The organism is Terrabacter terrigena (assembly GCF_042676085.1).
GTDB classification, from domain to species: domain Bacteria; phylum Actinomycetota; class Actinomycetes; order Actinomycetales; family Dermatophilaceae; genus Terrabacter; species Terrabacter terrigena.
In genome coordinates this window covers 264,540-283,365 of the sequence record NZ_JBHTKH010000002.1, presented here as the reverse complement: position 1 = coordinate 283,365, position 18,826 = coordinate 264,540, and the positions used below count along the sequence as shown (strand labels likewise).

The window sequence follows — 18,826 nt, the reverse complement described above, 5'->3', positions numbered from 1 at the left end:
CTCTCCGGCGTCCGGCCGGGTGGCTGCGGTCAGGCTTCGGTCGAGAGCGTCCGCACGCGCAGCACGGGCCCGACCATCGAGGTCGTCACCACGTCGTCCGCGGGGTCGCCGCTCACCGTCACACGCGCGCCCGGCTCGGCCTCCACCGCCCATCCCGGCGGGAGCAGCAGCTCCCACGTGGTCCCGTCGTCGCCATCGAGCACGAGGGGCCGCATCTCCACCTCGGCCCGCCGCAGCGTGCCGCGGACGACGACCGTGGGCAGGGGGCGAGACGCCCCCGCGGCGGCTGCCTGTCGCAGCTGCTCGCGGGCACTGGTCGACGGGACGTCCTCGGCCCCGGCGGGGTCCGGCCGGCCCCCGCCCGGACGCCGAGCGGGGAGGCCCCGGCGGCTGCCGGGACCTCCCCGTCGTTCGGGGCCTGACGGCCCCCGTTGGTTGTTCACACCTACGGCACGTCCACCCGCACGACGGTCGGGCTGGGCATGCCGGCGCTGCCGGCGTACGCGACCGAGCCGAGCCACTTGCCCGGCGCCAGGGTGCCGAAGCCGAGGGCGATCGTGCCCTTGCCGCCGGTCGTCGCCTGGGGCGGTGCCGTGACCTCCATGTTGCCGGCGTCGGTCGAGCCGAGCAGCCAGTGGTTCAGCGTGAAGCTCGCAGTCGCGCCCGTCACGGCGAACCCGTGGACGACGACCCGGTAGTCACCGGGCGCCGGGTCGACCAGGTTGGCCTCCTCGACGGCTCCTCCGTTGCCGCTCAGGGCCACGAGGGTCGTGCCCCGGTAGACGTAGAGATCGAGGTCGTCGCCGGCGCCGCTCGACCCGAAGAGGGCGAAACGTGCGTACGTCGTGCCGGCCGGAACCGTCACCGTCGTCGTCGCGAGGCTGCTGGCAGGAGCCGTGTCGATGTCGTCGGTGGGGTCGTCGACGACCGAACCGGGCGTCTCCGTCGCCTTGACCAGACCGCGCGGGGACGCGGTGAAGGGGCCGTCGTAGCCGAACGTGACCTCGTACGACTTTCCGGCGGTCGTGGCCGCGACCTCGGCCGGGGCGGCGAGCGCGACCGGCTTGACGACGAGCGGCGAACGAACCGAGTGGGTCCCGTCGCTCCAGGTGAGGAAGCCTCCGGTGTACGAGCCGATCGGTGCGGTCGTCCGGGTGAGCTTCACCGTGAACGTGCCCTTGGCGCCGGGCGCGAGCGCGAGCTGCGCCGGAAGCACCTGGGCGGTGACCCCGTTCAGCCCCGACACCGATGGCGTGTACGTGGCGGAGGCAGAGCCGACGTTGGTGACCGTGCGGGTCACCGTCTGGGTGCCGGCCAGGTCACCGATGGCGATCGAGGCGACGTTGAAGTCGCTCGGGTCGGTCTTGAAGCCGGCGTTCCTGAGGGCGTTGCAGGTCGCGGCGCCGACGGCGTTCGAGGAGCCGCACAGGAAGGCGACCCAGTCGTTGAAGCCGTTGTCGTAGACGAGCCCCGGGTCTGCCGCAGAGTTGGGCCGGATGTGGCCCGCGCCCTGGCGGAAGATCTTCGTCGCCGTGGTGACGTCGTCGAGCACGTCGTAGGCGGACGTCATGAGCGCGCTCTTGATGGCCATCGGCGACCAGCTCGGGTGACGCTGCTTGAGCAGCGCCGCGACGCCGGCGACGTGCGGGGCCGACATCGAGGTGCCCGACTCGAGGTTGAAGCTGTCCCCGCCGGTGGACGGCGAGACGGCCGCGAGGATGTCCTGGCCGGGTGCGATGACGTCCGGCTTGAGCACGTCGCCGCTGCCGGCGAGCATCGGACCGCGCGACGAGAAGCTCGCCGTGAACGGCGCGGGCTGCTTCGTGTCGACGTAGCCGTGGATGGATGCCCGCGCGGACGCGCCTGCACCGACGACGTACGCGTCGAGCGCGGCGTAGTGGTTGCTCTCGAGGTGCACGGTCGGGACGGAGTGGAAGTCCGCGAGGGTTCCACCGACTGCCGGGGGGACGTTGACGAGGACCATGCCGATGCCGCCGGCCTGCTGGACGGCCAGGCTCTTGTCGACGCGGGCGTTGTCGCCGCGCTCGCAGACCACGATCTTGCCGGCCACCTTGGCCGGGTCGAGGTCGTTGGAGCCGCCGGTCCCCGTGTCGCTCGAGTGGCACCGCGCCGCGGTCGCGGGGTCCACACCTGCGCGAGCCACGTCACGGGCCCGCACGAGGCTGCCACTGACGTCGGTCGTGGCGGTCGAGGCGCCGGTCATGACCGTGCCGTTGCCGAGGGTGACGTCGCCGAGGCTGGCGCGCGGGTGCGTGCCGGCGGCAACGGTCGTGATCCACGGGGACGGGTGCGCGACGGTGGACGGCGTCGGGCCGCTGTTGCCGGCGGAGGCGGACACGAAGACTCCCGCGTCGGCGGCGAACAGGAACGCGATCTCGGTCGGGTCGGCGAAGTTCGTCGACGTCCCGCTGATCGAGAAGTTGATGACGTCGACGCCGTCAGCGACCGCCTGGTCGATGGCCGCGACGATGTCGGACCCGGCGCCGCTCGCGGTGTCGCCGGACTCGGTCGACCACAGGGCCTTGTAGACCGAGATGCGGGCGCGGGGGGCCATGCCGCTGATGCCGTTGGGCGCCAGGGGAGCCGTCTTGCCCGTCACGGGAACGCCGAAGTTGCCACCGGCGGTGCTCGCCGTGTGGGTGCCGTGGCTGTTGTAGTCGCGGGCGGAGTTGAACTCCCACGGACGGTCACGGTCGATGCCGGCGTTGCCGCCCTGGCCCGCGTTGAAGTACTGCGCGCCGATGAGCTTCTGGTTGCAGAGCGAGTTGTTCCACTGCTCGCCGTTCTGGCACTTGGCGTTCCAGCCCGGGAGCTGCTGGAAGGCGAGCTTGCCGGTGGCGGCACGCGTCGGCACGCCCTTGGCGTCGACGCGGTCGCTGAACGACAGGGACTCGGGCCAGATGCCCGAGTCGATGTCGCCGATGACGATGCCTTCGCCGGCGCCCTTCGTGCCGCCGAGCTGCTCCCACAGCCCGCCCTTGTCGGTGAGCCCGAGGAAGCCCGGCGTCGTCGACGTGTCGATGGTGTAGGTCTGCTGCTTCGAGACGGCCAGCACACCGGCGGTCGAGCGCAGCGCCTTGGCCTGTGCACCGGTGAGGCGGGCCGCGAAGCCGTTGTAGGTGTACGCGTAGTCGTACAGCCGCGAGGTCGCGCCGACCGACCGCAGGGCGTTCCCGTGCTTGCTCTTGAGGTTGTCTGCCCAGCGGGTCACCGCCGCCGACGTGACGTCGATCTTCTTGCCCTTGGCGGGCTTGGTCGCCGCATAGCCGGGCGTCGAGCCGTCGTACGCGACGACCGGCAGGTCGGCCATCTGGACGACGTAGACGCCGTCGGTGTCGGGGCGGTCGACCGCGGGCGCGGCGGCCGGGGCCGTCGCCACGGCGGCGGGGGCCGCGTCGGCCGCTCCCGTTCCGGCGACGCTGAGGGCAAGCGGCACTGCGGCGAGCGCAGCAAACCATCGACGATTCATGGTTCTCCTGAGGTGTGTTCCCCGAGCCGGCGCATGGGCGGACTGCTGCACCCGTGTGAGATGGACCATAACGGCGGAGTGCCTCTTTTGGGGAGGCTTCCGCCGCGCCGACTTTCCGGCGCATGGACCGGGAGCCGCGCGTCAGGGCCGGTCAGGGACCGGCGAACCGACGTTCTTGCGTCGCCGCGACCGAACTGCCCGGTTCGCCGGAGTCGCCGGAGTCGCCCGAGTCGCTGGAGACACCGGAGCCACCGGAGGCGCCGGCGTGACGCAGGGTGAGGTCGAGCAGGGCGATGGCGCCGGCCTTGTCGAGGGGCTCGTTGCCGTTGCCGCACTTCGGTGACTGCACGCACGACGGGCACCCCGACGCGCACTCGCATGCCGCGATGGCCTCGCGGGTCGCCGACAGCCACGCCCGGATGCGCCGGTAGCCGCGCTCTGCGAAGCCCGCCCCGCCCGGGTGCCCGTCGTAGATAAGGATGGTCGGCAGCCCGGTGTCGGGGTGCAGCGCCGTGGACACCCCGCCGATGTCCCACCGGTCGGCGGTGGCGAAGAGGGGGAGCATGCCGATCGCCGCGTGCTCTGCCGCGTGCGCCGCACCGGGTATGCCGGCTTCGTCGACCCCGGCCGAGGCGAGCTCCTCGACGGGCATCGTCCACCACACCGCCTTGGTCGCGAGCGATCGCGGGGGCAGGTCGAGCGGGTGCTCACCGAGCACCTCCCCGCCGGGGAGCCGGCGTAAGAACGAGGTCACCTGGTTGCGCACCGTCACGTGCCCGAACGAGCAGCGGAGCGGGCCCCACTGCGCGTGCTCGACCTCGTGGACGATCTGGAAGTCGCTCACCGACTGGGCCTGCGTCGTCCACCCGGGGTCACCGCGTACGGCGAAGGCGGCGTGGTCGTCGAGCTGGAGCTCGGTCACGACCCACGTCTGTCCCTGGTGCAGGTGGACCGCGCCGGTGTGTACCTGCGCGTGGGCAGCAGCCTCGTCGACGGTGCCGACGACCCGGCCTGTGCGCGTCTCGATGATGCGTACCGGCTCGCCCGCACCACGCAGCGACAGGTGGTCGGCCGGCCGGTCCTCGCGGCCCCAGAACCATCCGCGGGGCCGCTTGCGCAGGATGCCTCGCTCGACGAGCGCGTCGAGCAGCGACCGTGTCTGTGCGCCGAAGAGGGCGAAGTCGGCCTCGGTGAGGGGCAGCTCAGCGGCCGCAGCGGCCAGGTGCGGCGCCAGCACGTGCGGGTTGTCGGGGTCGACGACCGTCGCCTCGATGCCACGCCCGAAGATCGCCTCCGGGTGGTGCACCACGAAGGTGTCGAGCGGGTCGTCGGCAGCGACGAGCACGGCGAGCGAGCGCTCGCCCGACCGCCCGGCGCGGCCCGCCTGCTGCCAGAGCGACGACAGCGTGCCCGGCCAGCCGGCGAGCAGCACCGCATCGAGCCCGCTGACGTCGACCCCGAGCTCGAGCGCGTTGGTCGCCGCCAGCCCGAGCAGCTGCTTCGAGCGCAGCGCCTTCTCGAGCTCGCGCCGCTCCTCCGGGAGGTAGCCGCCGCGGTAGGCCGCCACCCGCTCCTCCTCGGTGACCGACACGCGCTCGCGGGCGATGCGGGCGACGACCTCGACGCCGGCGCGCGACCGCGCGAAGGCGACGGTCTGCACCTGCTCGCGGACGCAGCCGGCCAGCAGCTCACCGGTCTCGGCCACGGTGCTGACCCGCTTGGGTCGGCCGTTCTCGTCGACGAGCAGCGGGGGCTCCCACAGGGCGAAGGTCATCGATGCCCGAGGGGACGCGTCACGCGTGACCGGAACGACCGGCAGACCGAGGAGCCGGGAGGCGTGGTCCTCGGGGTCGGCCACGGTCGCGGACGCGAAGACGAAGGTCGGCTCGGACCGGTAACGGGCGGCGACCCGCCGCAACCGCCTCAGCACGGCAGCCATGTGCGCACCGAAGACGCCCTTGTAGACGTGGCACTCGTCGACCACGACGTAGCGAAGGGCCCGCAGGAACGAGCTCCACCGCTCGTGGCCGGGCAGGAGCGAATGGTGCAGCAGGTCTGGGTTGGTGAGCACGAGGTTGGCGTGGTCGCGGATCCAGCGGCGCTCGTCGGTCGGGGTGTCGCCGTCGTAGGTGGCCGGTCGCAGCTGCGGCAGTGCGAGCGCCGCGATGCGGCTCAGCTGGTCGGCAGCCAGGGCCTTGGTGGGCGAGAGGTAGAGCGCTGTCGCGCCGCGGCCGTTCGGGGCGCCGGCGCCCGAGACGAGGTCGCTGAGGATCGGCAGGTGGTAGCCGAGGCTCTTGCCCGAGGCGGTGCCCGTGCTGACGACGACGTGTCGGCCCGCGTGGGCGGCCTCGGCCACCTCGACCTGGTGCGCCCACGGCGACTCGATGCCGGACGCGAGCAGGGCCCCGAGCAGCGTGGGGTCGACCCACTCGGGCCACGGCGCGTGCACCGCCTCACGGGCCGGCACCTCGTGCACGTGGACGAGGCGCTCCGGGTGGTCGCCGACGAGCGTGCGCAGCAGCTCGTCCGGGGCCGGGCGGTGGGCTCCCGCTGCCCGAGCGGAAGGGCGGGGCGCGGCGGGCGACGAGCCGTGACCGGACGATTCCGGCACGGATCCGCTGGGCAATGGCTCCCCGTTCATGTGGAGCAACCGTATGTCGTCGGGGTACGGTAACCGTCGTGCGGGGCATGTTACTGCGCGGTCAGTCACGTCGGGGAAATCGTGACCGACGCGGTTCGGTCTGCACGACGACAGGACTGGTTGGCCCGACCCCGGGGCATCCGGACGCATCACAAGTGTGGGGACAGGAAGGGGCACAGGTGGATCTCTCGATCACCCGAGCCGACCACGGCGACCAGACCGTGGTGCACCTCGGCGGCGAGATCGACGTCTACACGGCGCCGCTCGTGCGCGAGAAGCTCGATGAACAGATCCAGGGTGGCCGCACCCGGCTCGTCGTCGACCTCACCGACGTGACGTTCCTCGACTCCACCGGCCTCGGCGTCCTCGTCGGACGGCTCAAGCTGGCCCGCACCCGCGGCGGCTCGATGCGTCTCGTCGGCAAGGACGACCGGGTCCTCAAGGTCTTCTCGATCACCGGCCTCGACAAGGTGTTCGAGATCCACGCCGACCTCGACTCTGCCCTCGCCGCCGGCTCGGCGCCGGCAGCCCCCGGCCTGTCGCAGGGCGGGCAGTCCTGAGCGACACCCCCGTCGTCGACGAGCGACTGGTCGCGCTGCTGCGTGCCGACCTGACGACGGCCGCCTTCACGGTCGACGGCGTCGCCGCGCGCCTCGGCCCCGTCGCGTCCGCCGCCCTGCACCGCGAGCAGCCGCTGCCGGCACTGCTCGCCACCGAACCGGGCACGTCGTCCCGCAGCGGGGGGCCCGACCCGTGCGGCACGCTCGTGCGTGTCTTCACACTGGGCCGTGCCGTCCCCGTCGCGGCGCTCGCCGAGGCGCTCCCGACACTGACCGTCGAGGGCGCCGTGGCCCTCGGTCTCGTTCGCCTCGAGAACGGCCGGGCCGGCTTCGGTGCCGACCGTGCTGGGTCCGCACGTCAGGCCGTCGCGACCTGCGACCTGCGGCCCTACGGCGACGACGCCCACGACTGGTGGGTCGCGTCCGACCTCTCCGAGCTCGCGGTCGGCGGCCCGCTGCGCGCCGACCACGTGCTCGGCATCGGCGGCGCCTCGACCACCCTCGCGTCGTGGACCGTCCGACGCCCCGCCGGCCGTGCCCTCGACCTCGGCACCGGCTGCGGCGTGCAGGCGCTCCACCTCACGGCTCACGTCGGTTCGATCGTCGCCACCGACATCTCCGAGCGAGCCCTCGCGTATGCCGCGTTCAACCTCGCGCTCGCCGCGTCCGACGGCCCTGGCGCGGTCCCCGATGTCCAGCTGCTCGCCGGTGACCTGCTGGATCCCGTTGCCGGGCAACGGTTCTCGTTGGTCGTGAGCAACCCTCCCTTCGTCATCACCCCGCGCGACCAGGGGCTCCCCCTCTACGAGTACCGCGACGGCGGACGCCCCGGCGACGTGCTCGTGCGCTCCCTCGTGCAGCAGGTCGGCAGCGTGCTCGAGCCCGGAGGCGTCGCGCAGTTCCTCGGCAACTGGGAGGTGCCGGCCGGTCGCTCCTGGCGCGACGTCTGGACCGGGTGGCTCGACGAGCAGGCCGCCCACGGCGTCGCCCTCGACGCGTGGGTCGTCCAGCGCGAGTCGCAGGACCCCGCCGAGTACGCCGAGCTGTGGGCGCGCGACGGCGGCGCCAGTCCGGGCAGCGAGGAGCACTCGCAGATGTATGCCGCGTGGCTGCGCGACTTCGCCTCCCGCGACGTCGAGGCGATCGGTTTCGGGGTCGTGACGCTGCAGCGTCCGGCCACCGACCGGCCGACCTGGCGCTCGCTGGACGAGGCGCACGGGCCGGTGGCCGCCCCGATGGGGCCGACCGTCGACGCCGGCCTCGAGGCCCGCACGTGGCTCGCCGGGCACACCGACGACGAGGTGCTCGACGTCGCATGGTCCTGCGCGCCCGACGTCACGGAGGAGCGCCACGGCGTCCCGGGCGTCGAGGACCCGAGCGTGATCCTCGTGAGGCAGGGCGGAGGGCTGGGTCGCGTCCTGCGCGCGGGGACGCTGCTGGCGGCATACCTCGGGGTGGCCGACGGCGAGCTGACCGCCCGCGCCGCGCTCGACGCGATCGCGACCGTGCTCGAGCTCGACGCCGCCGAGGTGCGAGCGGAGCTGGTGCCGCAGGTCCGCGACCTCGTCGCCGACGGCCTCCTCGTCTGACCGGCGCGGCCCCCCGAGCGAAAGAGCGCTCCGCCACCACCGCCTTCTATCGAGCGGGCGCTCGGTCATGACGGAGTGCCCTCTCGATGGCAAGGAGGCGGCTGACCTTGCGCTCTTTCGACTGTGGGAGGGGGGTGACCGTTCGGCTGCTGTTGGCGTATTCCGGTTGTGAGTGAGTGCTCACTCATTCAGAATGGTCCGGTGCGACAGCGAACGGGGCGCGCCGCGCCCATGCACCCGGACGACCGTCGGGAGGCCCTCATCGGTGTCTTCCTCGACCTGGCGCACCGCGAGGGACGCCCTCCGACGACGAGCGAGATCGCGCGTGAGGCCGGCGTCGCCGAGGGCACGATCTTCCGCGTCTTCGCCACCAAGGACGCTCTCCAGGACGAAGCCGTGCAGACGGCCTTCTGTCCGGCCCCGGTGCGGCGGTCGATCGCGGCCATCGGCACCGACCTCCCCGTGCGTGACCGGCTCGTCGCCTTCACGACCATCATGCAGCGGCGCTTCACCGAGGTCTTCGGGCTGATGGCGGCGCTCGGCCTGACCGAGCCGCCCGACCGCGGCCCCCACCTCGCCTGCTACGCCGTCGGCCGGCACCTGCGCGGTGCGACCGACGAGGGCGCCGAGGACTGCGGGCCCCACCAGCCCCTCCTCGACACCATCCACCAGCTCGTCCTCAGCGAGTCCGACACGTTCGTCGTGCCGGCGCGCGACGTCGTGCACCGCATCCGGCTGCTGTGCTTCTCGGGCAGCCACCCCGGGATCGCCGACGGCATGACCCTGACTCCCGAGGAGATCGTCGACACCGTCCTCTACGGCGTCATCGCCCGCCCCACGACATCCACCCATGGCACTGGCCTCGGCATCGCCGAGCTGTACGCCGAGCTCGGCGGCGACAGCGCCACCCTCGTCGGAGAGGAGCAGCAGCGTGCAAAAACCGTTGACCCTCACCCAGCGTGAGGTCGTAGCGTCTGCGACCGGCCCGCACCCCTCCAGCGACAACACCGACCACACCGACAGCACCTACAACACCCACCGAAAGGCATGCGCATGCTGATGCGACTGCTCCGCAGCCACCTGCGGCCCTACGGGGGCGAGATCTCGCTCATCGTGCTGCTGCAGCTCGTGAGCACCCTCGCCTCCCTCTACCTGCCCAGCCTCAACGGCGAGATCATCGACGACGGCGTGGCCAAGGGCGACACCGGCTTCATCCTCCGCCACGGCGGCCTCATGCTCGGCGTCAGCGTCGTGCAGATCGTCGCGGCGGTCGGCGCCACCTACCTGGCGGCCAAGGTCGCCATGGGGATGGGCCGCAACCTGCGCGCCGGCATCTTCGGCACCGTCGTCGACTACTCCGCGCAGGAGGTCGCGAAGTTCGGGGCGCCCACCCTCATCTCACGCAACACCAACGACGTCACCCAGGTGCAGATGGTGACGTTCATGGCGTTCGCGCTGCTCGTCACGACGCCGATCATGATGGTCGGCGGCGTCATCATGGCGCTGCGCGAGGACGTCGGTCTGTCCTGGCTGGTCGCGGTCGCCGTGCCGCTCCTCGGTCTGTGCGTGGGCCTGGTCATCTGGCGGATGGTGCCGTGGTTCGGGCGCATGCAGACCTCGCTCGACGGCGTGAACCGTGTGCTGCGCGAGCAGATCACCGGCATCCGCGTCGTCCGGGCCTTCGTGCGCGAGGGTCACGAGGAGCAGCGGTTCTCCGAGGCCAACGCCACCCTTACCGAGGCGGGCCTGCGCGTGGGCCGGCTCATGGCCATCGTCTTCCCGATCGTGATGTTCATCTTCAACGTGTCGTCCGTCGCCGTGCTGTGGTTCGGCGCGCACCGCATCGCCACGGGCGACATGCAGATCGGAGCGCTGACGGCGTTCCTCAGCTACCTCATCCAGATCCTCATGGGCGTCATGATGGCGACCTTCATGGCCACGATGATCCCGCGTGCCGCGGTCTCGGCCGGTCGCATCCAGGAGGTGCTCGGCACGACCTCGTCGGTGGGTGAGTCGGTGCAGCCCCTGCAGATCAAGGCCACGCGGGCCGGGGTCGAGCTCGTCGACGTCGACTTCCACTACCCGGGGGCCGAGAACGCCGTGCTCCACGACGTCTCGTTCGCGGCCGAGCCCGGCCGCACGACGGCGATCATCGGGTCGACCGGCGCCGGAAAGACGACGCTCATCGGTCTGGTGCCGCGCCTCTTCGACGTGTCGTCCGGGCGCGTCAAGGTCGGCGGCGTCGACGTGCGTGACCTCGCCCTCGACGACCTGTGGTCGCGCATCGGCCTCGTGCCGCAGAAGCCGTACCTCTTCAGCGGCACGGTCGCGAGCAACCTGCGCTACGGCAACCCCGACGCCACCGACGAGCAGCTCTGGGACGCCTTGCGCATCGCACAGGCTCACGACTTCGTCGAGAAGATGGACGGAGGCCTCGACGCGCCGATCGCCCAGGGCGGCACCAACGTGTCGGGTGGGCAGCGCCAGCGCCTCGCCATCGCGCGTGCGGTCGTCAAGCGGCCCGACGTCTACCTCTTCGACGACTCGTTCTCCGCCCTCGACCTCGCGACCGACGCCCGCCTACGGCAGGCGCTGCGCCCGGTCACGCGCGAGAGCGCCGTCGTGATCGTGGCCCAGCGCGTCTCGACGATCGTCGACGCCGACCACATCGTGGTGCTCGAGGACGGCCGCGTCGTCGGCCAGGGCACCCATGACCAGCTCCTCGACTCCTGTACGACCTACCAGGAGATCGTCGAGTCCCAGCGCAGCGCGGAGGAGGCGGCCTGATGGCCGAGGGAGTCAAGAGCGCGGAGGAGAAGGCCGCCGAGGCACGTCGCGGGCCGGCCCGTCGCGGCGGCCCACCGCACATGCAGATGGGGCAGCCGGTCGAGAAGTCGCTCGACTTCGGTCCCTCGGCCAAGCGCCTGCTCGGGCTGCTCCGACCGGAGCAGACCAAGCTGGTCGTCGTCATCACGCTCGCCGTCATCAGCGTCGTCCTCAGCTCGATCGGCCCGAAGATCCTGGGCCGTGCGACCGACATCATCTTCGCCGGCGTCATCGGCAGCACCGTCAACGTGCCGCCCGGCACGACGAAGCAGCAGGTCGTCGACGGGCTGCGCGCGACCGGCCAGACCACGTATGCCGACCTGCTGGCCAACGTCGACTTCACCCCCGGCGTCGGCATCGACTTCGACGCCCTCAAGGGCGTCCTGCTCCTCGTCGTCGCGCTCTTCGCGGTGGCGTCGCTGCTCATGTGGGTGCAGGGCTGGGTCCTCCAGGGCCTGCTCCAGCGCACGATGTTCCGGCTGCGCCAGGACGTCGAGGCCAAGCTCAACCGCCTGCCGCTGCCCTACTTCGACCGGCAGCCGCGCGGTGAGGTGCTCTCACGCGTCACGAACGACATCGACAACATCTCGATGTCCCTGCAGCAGACGCTCTCGCAGCTGCTCACGTCGCTGCTGACGGTCGTGGCCGTGCTGGGCATGATGTTCTGGATCTCGTGGCTGCTCGCGCTCATCGCGCTCGTCACGATCCCGATCTCGGTCATGGTGACGGCGGCCATCGGCAAGCGCTCGCAGAAGCTGTTCATCCAGCAGTGGCGCAACACCGGTGAGCTGAACGGCATCATCGAGGAGACGTTCACCGGCCACGGGGTGGTCAAGGTCTTCGGCCGTCAGAAGGAGGCCGAGGCGGCGTTCGAGAAGAAGAACGACGAGCTCTTCGGGGCCGCGTTCGGTGCCCAGTTCATCAGCGGCATCATCATGCCGACGATGATGTTCATCGGGAACCTCAACTACGTGCTCGTCGCCGTCGTCGGGGGCCTGCGCGTGGCGAGCGGCTCGATGAGCCTCGGTGACGTCCAGGCGTTCATCCAGTACTCCCGCCAGTTCACCCAGCCGCTCACGCAGGTGGCCTCGATGGCCAACGTCCTGCAGTCGGGTGTCGCCTCGGCCGAGCGGGTCTTCGAGGTGCTCGATGCCGAGGAGCAGCAGGCCGACGCGGGCAGCCCGGAGACGATCGACGACCCGCACGGCGCGGTGGCCTTCGAGGACGTCTCGTTCAGCTACGTCGCCGACAGGCCGCTCATCGAGCACCTCGACCTGTCGGTCAGCCCGGGGCAGACGGTCGCCATCGTCGGCCCGACCGGCGCCGGCAAGACGACACTCGTCAACCTCATCATGCGGTTCTACGAGCTCGACGGCGGCCGCATCACGCTCGACGGCGTCGACATCCGTGACCTGACGCGCCACGGCCTGCGCTCGCGCATCGGCATGGTGCTGCAGGACACCTGGCTCTTCGGGGGCACGATCCGCGACAACATCGCCTACGGCCGTCCCGGCGCCAGTGACGCCGAGGTCCTCGAGGCCGCGCGGGCGACCTACGTCGACCGCTTCGTGCACTCGCTGCCCGACGGCTACGACACGGTGCTCGACGACGAGGCGAGCAACATCTCCGCCGGCGAGAAGCAGCTCGTCACGATCGCGCGGGCGTTCCTCTCCGACCCTGCGCTGCTCATCCTCGACGAGGCGACGAGCTCGGTCGACACCCGAACGGAGCTGCTCGTCCAGCAGGCCATGGCGGCGCTGCGGTCCGACCGCACGAGCTTCGTCATCGCGCACCGTCTCTCGACGATCCGCGACGCCGACCTCATCCTCGTCATGGAGGACGGCCGCATCGTCGAGCAGGGCTCTCACTCCGAGCTGCTCGCTCGCGACGGTGCCTACGCGAAGCTGTATGCCGCCCAGTTCGCCGGTGCTGCAGCCGACCTCGACGAGCAGGCCGCGGGTGTGCCCGCGGCGCCCGAGCTGGCGGGCGTGGGTGCAGCGGTGCCCGGTCCCGGCGGCGGACCGGGGGTGCCCGCACCCGACAACGCCGTGCCCGCCGACCCGGTGGCCGACTGACCGGTCGGAAAGCAGTCCACGCGTACGCGTGTTGCGCCGTGTGGCACGGAAGTGGCCCCCTCACCCGGCGGGGTGAGGGGGCCACTCCGTGTGCGGCGCTCGAGTCGCCGCGCTGACCGGTCAGCCTGGACAGGTCAGCTGGGCCGGTCAGCTGGAGGCCGGGAGCCTGAGGACGGGGCACGGGCCGTTCGTGCCCGGGTCGGCCCGGAAGCACCAGACGTTGGTGCCGGCGTTGGAGGGGGCGGCGGAGACCGGGCTGACCGTCAGGACGACGGCGAGGGCGGCGGTGAGCGCTGCTGCAGAGCGGATGACGAGCGACATGTTTGACCCCTGGATCCTTTGCGCCCGGTCCCTGTCGACCAGGCGGTGCTCGGAGGATAGTCCCGGGGTCCTAACTAACGGCTAACAGTGAGTTCGCCTCGGGGTAGGGCGGGCTCGGCAGCCTCAGGGCCCGAGGCGACAGGCGCAGCCCGGCCAGGACGGCGGCTGCCTCCTGGAGGTCGCGCGAGGCTCCGTCGCGGTCGTCGAGGCGGTGGGCGACGTGCCCCTGGCGGGCGACGTCGGCGGCCAGGTCGAGCGGGACACCGGCCCGGCGACGACCTGCGACGAGCCGTCGCGCGTGGCCGGCCGCGCGGGCCCACTCCTGCTGGTGCGCGAGCACGTCGACCTCGAGGCGCAGGACGTCGAGGTCGCCGCCCTCGCCGGCCCGTGCGTCGAGCTCGACCCTGGCCGCGCGCAGCTGCTTGAGGGACTCGGGCAGGTCGTCGAGCCCGAGGTGGGCCCGGGCGAGAGCCAGGCGGCAGTGGGCCGCACCGAGGTCGTCGCGGATCTCGACGGCCGTGTGCAGCGCGTCCTCGAGGAGGTCCCTGGCCTCCGTCCACCGACCCAGCTCGACCAGGCCTTCGGCCCGCGAGACCATCCAGATGCTCGCGTCGCGCCGCGAGCCCGCGCGCCGCGCCTCCGTGACCATGGCCGCGAGGAGCGGGTCGCCCTCGTCGGCGCGTCCGACGTTGCGCAGCACGATGCCGCGGTGGGCCTCGGCCCGGACGCGTCCGAGCCGGTCGCCGCGCAGGTCCGCGAACGCCGCGGTGCGGGCGAAGCCCTCGAGCGCCTCCTCGAAGCGGTGCAGGGCCATCGACGCCCACGCCGACTGCGACAGTGCCCGCTGCTCGCCGTCGCTGTCGCCGATGCGGCGGGCGATGGTGAGCGACTCGCGGGCGACGTCGGGCAGCTCGGCGTCACGGCGCAGCTGGCCGAGCACCGCGAAGCGGGCCCCGAGCAGGTCGAGCCGCTGGCGGTCGCTGGGCCGGGTCGTGCCGTCGGCGGCCGTCGACCCGAGAGCTGCGCGCAGGACGCGCTCACGGTCGTCGTCGTAGGCCCGCACCGTGAGGAAGCCGCGGATCGCCAGGGCCAGCCGTCCGGCGAGGTCGGGGTCGCCGAGACGGGCGGCCACGGTGACCGCCTCGACGAGGTTGAGGCGCTCGGACTCGAACCACTCGGCCGGGGCCGCGACCGCGTCGACGGCCCCGTCGCCCTGCGGCTCGGGGAGGGTGTCGGAGGACCCCTCGAGCCGCGGGCCCGCGGCAGCCGCGAGCCGCAGCCACGCGTCGCTGAGGTCGCGCTGGAGGGCCGCGGCGGACCCGTCGGCCTCCTCGACGTCGAGGTACTCCCCGGCCAGCTCCGAGACGAGGCTGTGCACGCGGTAGCGCGGCTGCCCTGCGGCGTCGCGTCCCGTGGGCTCGACGAGGTGGCGGTCGACGAGCTCGTCGAGGGCGTGGTGGGCCTCGATCTCGCGCGTCACGTCCTTGAGCAGCCGTCGCGCGACCCAGGCCGGCCAGTCGGAGCTCGGGGCCAGCGCGAGGCGACGGAAGAGCGCGCGCGCCGGGGCCGGCAGGTCCTGCACCGACAGCGCGATGCTCGCGCGGACGTCGATGTCGCCGGCGGACAGCTCGTCGAGCCTCGTGTGCTCGTGGGTGAGCCGGTCGCGCAGCTCGGGCAGCGCCAGGGTGGGGTTCGTCGCGAGCTTGGACCCGGCGACGCAGAGGGCGAGCGGCAGGTGGCCGCAGAGGGCGGAGATGTCGACGAGCGCCTCCGTGGCGTCGACCTCGCGCTCGGGCCCGGCGAGCTCTGTCAGCAGGGCCAGGCTGGCGTCGGCGGTCAGCGGTTGCACCGTGTGCCGGCGCACGCCGACGAGACCCGCGAGCCGGCTGCGCGACGTGACGATGGCGCCGGCGCCGGGCGACGTCGGCAGCAGGGGGCGCACCTGGGACTCGGTGGTGGCGCCGTCGATGACGGTGAGGATGCGCTTGCCGGCGATCGTGGTCCGGTAGAGCGCGATGCGGTCCTCACGCCCCGCCGGGATGGAGGGCCCGTCGACGCCGAGCGCCCGGAGGAACCGGGCTGCGACATGGTGCGGGTCGATCGCGCCCGTCGGGTCGTCGCTCAGGGCGGCGTACAGCGTCCCGTCCGGGTAGGCGTCGGCGAGGGCGTGGCCGGCCGTCACGGCGAGCGCGGTCTTGCCCACCCCGCCGACGCCGACCAGCACGACGAGGCCCGGCGGGGCCGCGGCCCGCGAGGCGAGGGCGACGGGCGAACGGGACGCGCCGTGCTCGTCGGGGAGCCGGGGAGCGAGTCGTGTGAGGACCGCCCCGAGCAGGGCCTCCCTGCCGAGGAGGGTCCACGTGGGTGCGGGCAGCTCTCGGGGGATCACGCGGCGACGCGACGAGGTGGCCCCCAGCGGGCTGCCGTCGAGGATCTGGGTGTTGAGCTCTGCGAGCGACCGGCTCGGCGGCACCCCGAGCTCGTCGATGAAGCGCCGCCGCAGCCGGCGGTAGGCGTCGCTGGCCTCGGAGCGGCGCCCGGTCGCGGCGAGCGCCCGGAGCCGGTGCTCGTGGAGGCGCTCGTTCCACGGGTCGTCCTCGAGCTGCACGGCCGCCGTCGCGAGGACCTCCTCGTGCCGGCCGAGCTGGGCGAGGGAGTCGACGAGCAGGTCGGTCGCGGCGATGCGCTCGTCGCGCAGGGCCTGCTGGAGGCTCTCGGTGGAGGCGTCGGCAGCGGGCGCGACGTCGCCCAGGGCGGTGCCGCGCCACAGCGCCACCGCACGCTCGAGGTGGCGCACCACCGTGGCGGGCTGGTCGCAGCCCTCGAGCGCACGCGCCTCGGCCACCTCGCGCCGGAACTCGGTGAGGTCGAGGGTGTGGCCTCCCATGCGCAGCTCGTAGCCGAACGGGCGGGTCGTGACGAGGCCGCGGTCGTGGGCGGCGAGGCGCCGACGCAGGCCCGCGATGAGGTTCTGCAGCTGCTGACGGGCCGTCGGGGGAGGCTCGTCCCAGAGGCCGTCGATGAGCCGCTCCGCCGGCACCAGGCGGTCGGCGCTGACGAGCAGTGTCGCGAGGACGAACCGCTCGCGGGCGCTGCCCAGCCTCAGGAGCTCGCCGTCGTCGGCGATGACCTCCATGGGCCCGAGCACGCGAAACTGCACAGGGCATTGATACCGGAACGAGGGCCTCCGGCGGCAGCAGAACGCAGGCACCTGCGGCCCCGGGCGCGTCCCCACTGCCCGTGGTGGAGGCGAGGTCCCGGGGCGGCAGGTGCCCGGAGCGTGTGACCGCGCGGTGTCGCCCCTGTACGACCCGCGCGGGCGGTGCCACTGTCGCCGATGCCGCTCACAAGCCGCTAGCAGGACGGTGACGCCACGACGGGCGACAAGGCGGGCGGGCTGGCGACACGACTGGCGACACTGGCGACAAGGCTGGCGATCCGTGGGAGCCCCGAGGTGCAGGGCGCCCACGGAGGTGGGTCACTTGTGCCAGTAGTACGCGGCACCGCCGTTGTTGGCGGCGTGCGTCGTCGGGTCGTAGGAGTGCTCGCCGACGATCTCGTAGGCGACCCAGTTCGAGTCGACGACGCGGATGTTCGCGCCGACCGGGTCGCCCGTGACGATCGCGGTGTGGATGCCGCGCGTGTGGCTGGCGTCGGTCTCCTGGATGATGTCGCCCGGCACGACGTCGGCCTTGGCGACGCGGTGGTAGCCGGCGTCGATGTAGGCCTGGTAGTAGCCGGTGCCGAGGTTGTTGGCGTGCGTCTCGTTGTACATCCGCTGCACGAACGCCTTGCACTGGCCGCCCCACTGGCCGATGTGGCTGCGGGCGTGCTCGACGATCGCCGGGGCCGCGACAGCGCTCGGGGCGCTCATCGGCATGAAGCCGACCGCGGAGGCGGTGATGAGGGAGGCGGCCGCGGCGCGGCGCAGGACGGCGGTGTTGAGCTTCATGACGGTCTCCTGGATCAGTGTGTGGGTGGTGCAGCGTCTGGTGGTGAGTGCTGGCTGCAGAGGTGGTGGACACCGACCGGTTCGCCGGTCGGTGAGCCATCGGGGAGACCGTCGCGAAGCGCCCTAACAACCCACTAACCGAGGGTGTGACCGGAGCCGGGCCACGATGCGCACAGGTCGCCGGGGCAGGCGTGCGCGACGACGACAGGAAAAGGGCAGCGCGACGCCGCCCGACTACAACGCGACCCGAATCTCGTTGGGCTGCAAGGTCGTACGAGCTGCGCTCGTTCAGACCTGGAGCTTGTGGGCTCCGGGCCCGAGGTTCGCCTGCCAGTCGCCCGTGTTGTTGAGGGCGCACGTCGTCAGGCTGAGGCAGCCGCACCCGATGCAGCCGTCGAGGTCGTCGCGCAGCTTCTCGATGCGGCGGATCTGCTCGTCGAGCCGCGCGCGCCAGGCCCGTGACAGCCGGGCCCAGTCACGCGCCGTCGGGGTCCGCTGCTCGGGCAGCGTCGCGAGCGCGGCGCCGATCTCGTCGAGCGACAGGCCGACCCGCTGGGCGGCGCGGATGAACGAGACGCGCCGGATCGTGGCGCGCTCGTAGCGGCGCTGGTTGCCGGTGGTGCGCACCGAGGTGATAAGCCCCAGCTCCTCCCAGTAGCGCAGCGCCGACGTCGCCGCGCCCGTGCGGTGCGCCACCTCGCCGATGGTCAGCGCCGACATCTCAGGCGATCCTCGCCTCGGGCAGCCGGCCGACGATCTCGGTGACGGTCTCGTCGGGGGTCTGCTGCGAGCTGTCGAGCCACAGCCCGATGTGGGGCGTCTCCGCACGCACCTTGAGGTCGAAGTCGCGGATCGACCACAGGTCGCCGTAGCCCACCTTGGTGCGTTCGGACTCGCGTCGCATGACCGTGCCGACGTCGGGAGCGAGCATCACGAGGCTGAGCGGACGCGTCGTCAGCCGGTCGAGGAAGGGCTGCAGGCTGGCGCCCACGAACAGGTCCTGGACGACGACCGTGAAGCCTTCTGCGGCATATCGGTCGGCGATGTGGGCCGTGATCGAGTGACGCAGCGCGAGCTGTCGCTCGGCCTCGGGGTCGCCGTGCGGCGACATGTCGACGCGCCCGCGCACGACGACGCGGCGGAACTCGTCGCCGCGCAGGTGCACTGCGCGCGTGAAGCGCTCCGCGAGGAGCTGGGAGACGGTCGACTTGCCCGCGGCCATCACGCCCGTGACGACGATGACCTGCGGGATGTCGACGTCGGTGTGGAGGGACCGGTCGCTCACAGACCACAACCCTAGGGGGCCGCGGGCGAAATGTCGCCGGACCTCAGGTGAAGTTCAAGTTTCGGACCCACCGGCGTATGCCGGCGG

The 18,826-nt window shown here is 72.4% G+C and carries 13 protein-coding genes; 5 read left to right on the top strand and 8 right to left on the bottom strand.

All coding sequences use genetic code 11. From position 1 onward, the window contains the following. Positions 1 to 29: 29 nt before the first annotated feature. The 3 genes from ACFQ2V_RS05565 to ACFQ2V_RS05555 form a co-directional block, all read right to left on the bottom strand. Positions 30 to 443: a hypothetical protein gene (locus ACFQ2V_RS05565; protein ID WP_386051506.1), complete on the bottom strand. Its 414-nt coding sequence runs from the start codon at positions 441 to 443 to the stop codon at positions 30 to 32. Positions 444 to 445: 2 nt separating this feature from the next. Further along, on the bottom strand, positions 446 to 3,490 hold the full coding sequence (locus ACFQ2V_RS05560; protein ID WP_386051504.1) for a S8 family peptidase: 3,045 nt from the start codon (positions 3,488 to 3,490) through the stop codon (positions 446 to 448). A 151-nt stretch (positions 3,491 to 3,641) separates the two neighbouring features. Further along, complete coding sequence (locus ACFQ2V_RS05555) at positions 3,642 to 6,131, bottom strand: DEAD/DEAH box helicase (RefSeq protein WP_386051503.1); 2,490 nt, start codon at positions 6,129 to 6,131, stop codon at positions 3,642 to 3,644. Between the two features lie 179 nt (positions 6,132 to 6,310). On the opposite strand from ACFQ2V_RS05555, the gene ACFQ2V_RS05550 reads away from it, so the two are divergent. The 5 genes from ACFQ2V_RS05550 to ACFQ2V_RS05530 all read left to right on the top strand — a co-directional run bounded on the left by ACFQ2V_RS05550 (position 6,311) and on the right by ACFQ2V_RS05530 (position 13,181). Further along, positions 6,311 to 6,691 carry an anti-sigma factor antagonist gene (locus ACFQ2V_RS05550; RefSeq protein ID WP_386051501.1) on the top strand — a complete coding sequence of 127 codons (381 nt, stop codon included), beginning with the start codon at positions 6,311 to 6,313 and terminating at the stop codon, positions 6,689 to 6,691. Then, entirely contained in the window at positions 6,688 to 8,280 is a 1,593-nt protein-coding gene (locus tag ACFQ2V_RS05545; RefSeq protein WP_449343039.1) for a DUF7059 domain-containing protein, read from the top strand. Before ACFQ2V_RS05550 ends, ACFQ2V_RS05545 begins: the two co-directional genes overlap by 4 nt. 201 nt (positions 8,281 to 8,481) lie before the next feature. After that, a complete protein-coding gene (locus tag ACFQ2V_RS05540; RefSeq protein WP_386051498.1) occupies positions 8,482 to 9,243 on the top strand; it encodes a TetR/AcrR family transcriptional regulator in 762 nt (253 codons plus the stop codon). A 90-nt stretch (positions 9,244 to 9,333) separates the two neighbouring features. Continuing rightward, entirely contained in the window at positions 9,334 to 11,067 is a 1,734-nt protein-coding gene (locus ACFQ2V_RS05535) for an ABC transporter ATP-binding protein (protein WP_386051496.1), read from the top strand. Then, entirely contained in the window at positions 11,067 to 13,181 is a 2,115-nt protein-coding gene (locus tag ACFQ2V_RS05530) for an ABC transporter ATP-binding protein (RefSeq protein ID WP_386051494.1), read from the top strand. Before ACFQ2V_RS05535 ends, ACFQ2V_RS05530 begins: the two co-directional genes overlap by 1 nt. A 147-nt stretch (positions 13,182 to 13,328) precedes the next feature. Here ACFQ2V_RS05530 and ACFQ2V_RS05525 read toward each other — a convergent pair whose 3' ends face one another. From ACFQ2V_RS05525 to ACFQ2V_RS05505, 5 genes are all read right to left on the bottom strand, one after another. Continuing rightward, positions 13,329 to 13,502: a hypothetical protein gene (locus tag ACFQ2V_RS05525; RefSeq protein WP_386051492.1), complete on the bottom strand. Its 174-nt coding sequence runs from the start codon at positions 13,500 to 13,502 to the stop codon at positions 13,329 to 13,331. A gap of 70 nt (positions 13,503 to 13,572) precedes the next feature. Beyond that, on the bottom strand, positions 13,573 to 16,662 hold the full coding sequence (locus ACFQ2V_RS05520; RefSeq protein WP_386051490.1) for an AfsR/SARP family transcriptional regulator: 3,090 nt from the start codon (positions 16,660 to 16,662) through the stop codon (positions 13,573 to 13,575). Positions 16,663 to 16,980: 318 nt separating this feature from the next. Next, positions 16,981 to 17,454, bottom strand: a complete 474-nt coding sequence (locus ACFQ2V_RS05515) for a hypothetical protein (protein WP_386051488.1) — start codon at positions 17,452 to 17,454, stop codon at positions 16,981 to 16,983. A gap of 288 nt (positions 17,455 to 17,742) precedes the next feature. Then, the gene (gene soxR / locus ACFQ2V_RS05510; protein WP_386051486.1) at positions 17,743 to 18,174 is read right to left on the bottom strand and encodes a redox-sensitive transcriptional activator SoxR; all 432 of its coding nucleotides are present in this window, start codon (positions 18,172 to 18,174) and stop codon (positions 17,743 to 17,745) included. A gap of 1 nt (position 18,175) precedes the next feature. After that, positions 18,176 to 18,739, bottom strand: coding sequence for an AAA family ATPase (locus tag ACFQ2V_RS05505; RefSeq protein WP_386051484.1), 564 nt, complete (start codon positions 18,737 to 18,739; stop codon positions 18,176 to 18,178). Between the last annotated feature and the right edge of the window lie 87 nt (positions 18,740 to 18,826).

Coding starts and splice junctions, on each gene's coding strand:
- ACFQ2V_RS05560 (WP_386051504.1), bottom strand. CDS start 3,490: ATGAATCGTCGATGGTTTGCTGCGCTCGCCGCAGTGCCGCTTGCCCTC.
- ACFQ2V_RS05555 (WP_386051503.1), bottom strand. CDS start 6,131: ATGAACGGGGAGCCATTGCCCAGCGGATCCGTGCCGGAATCGTCCGGT.
- ACFQ2V_RS05535 (WP_386051496.1), top strand. CDS start 9,334: ATGCTGATGCGACTGCTCCGCAGCCACCTGCGGCCCTACGGGGGCGAG.
- ACFQ2V_RS05530 (WP_386051494.1), top strand. CDS start 11,067: ATGGCCGAGGGAGTCAAGAGCGCGGAGGAGAAGGCCGCCGAGGCACGT.
- ACFQ2V_RS05525 (WP_386051492.1), bottom strand. CDS start 13,502: ATGTCGCTCGTCATCCGCTCTGCAGCAGCGCTCACCGCCGCCCTCGCC.
- ACFQ2V_RS05515 (WP_386051488.1), bottom strand. CDS start 17,454: ATGAAGCTCAACACCGCCGTCCTGCGCCGCGCCGCGGCCGCCTCCCTC.
- soxR (WP_386051486.1), bottom strand. CDS start 18,174: ATGTCGGCGCTGACCATCGGCGAGGTGGCGCACCGCACGGGCGCGGCG.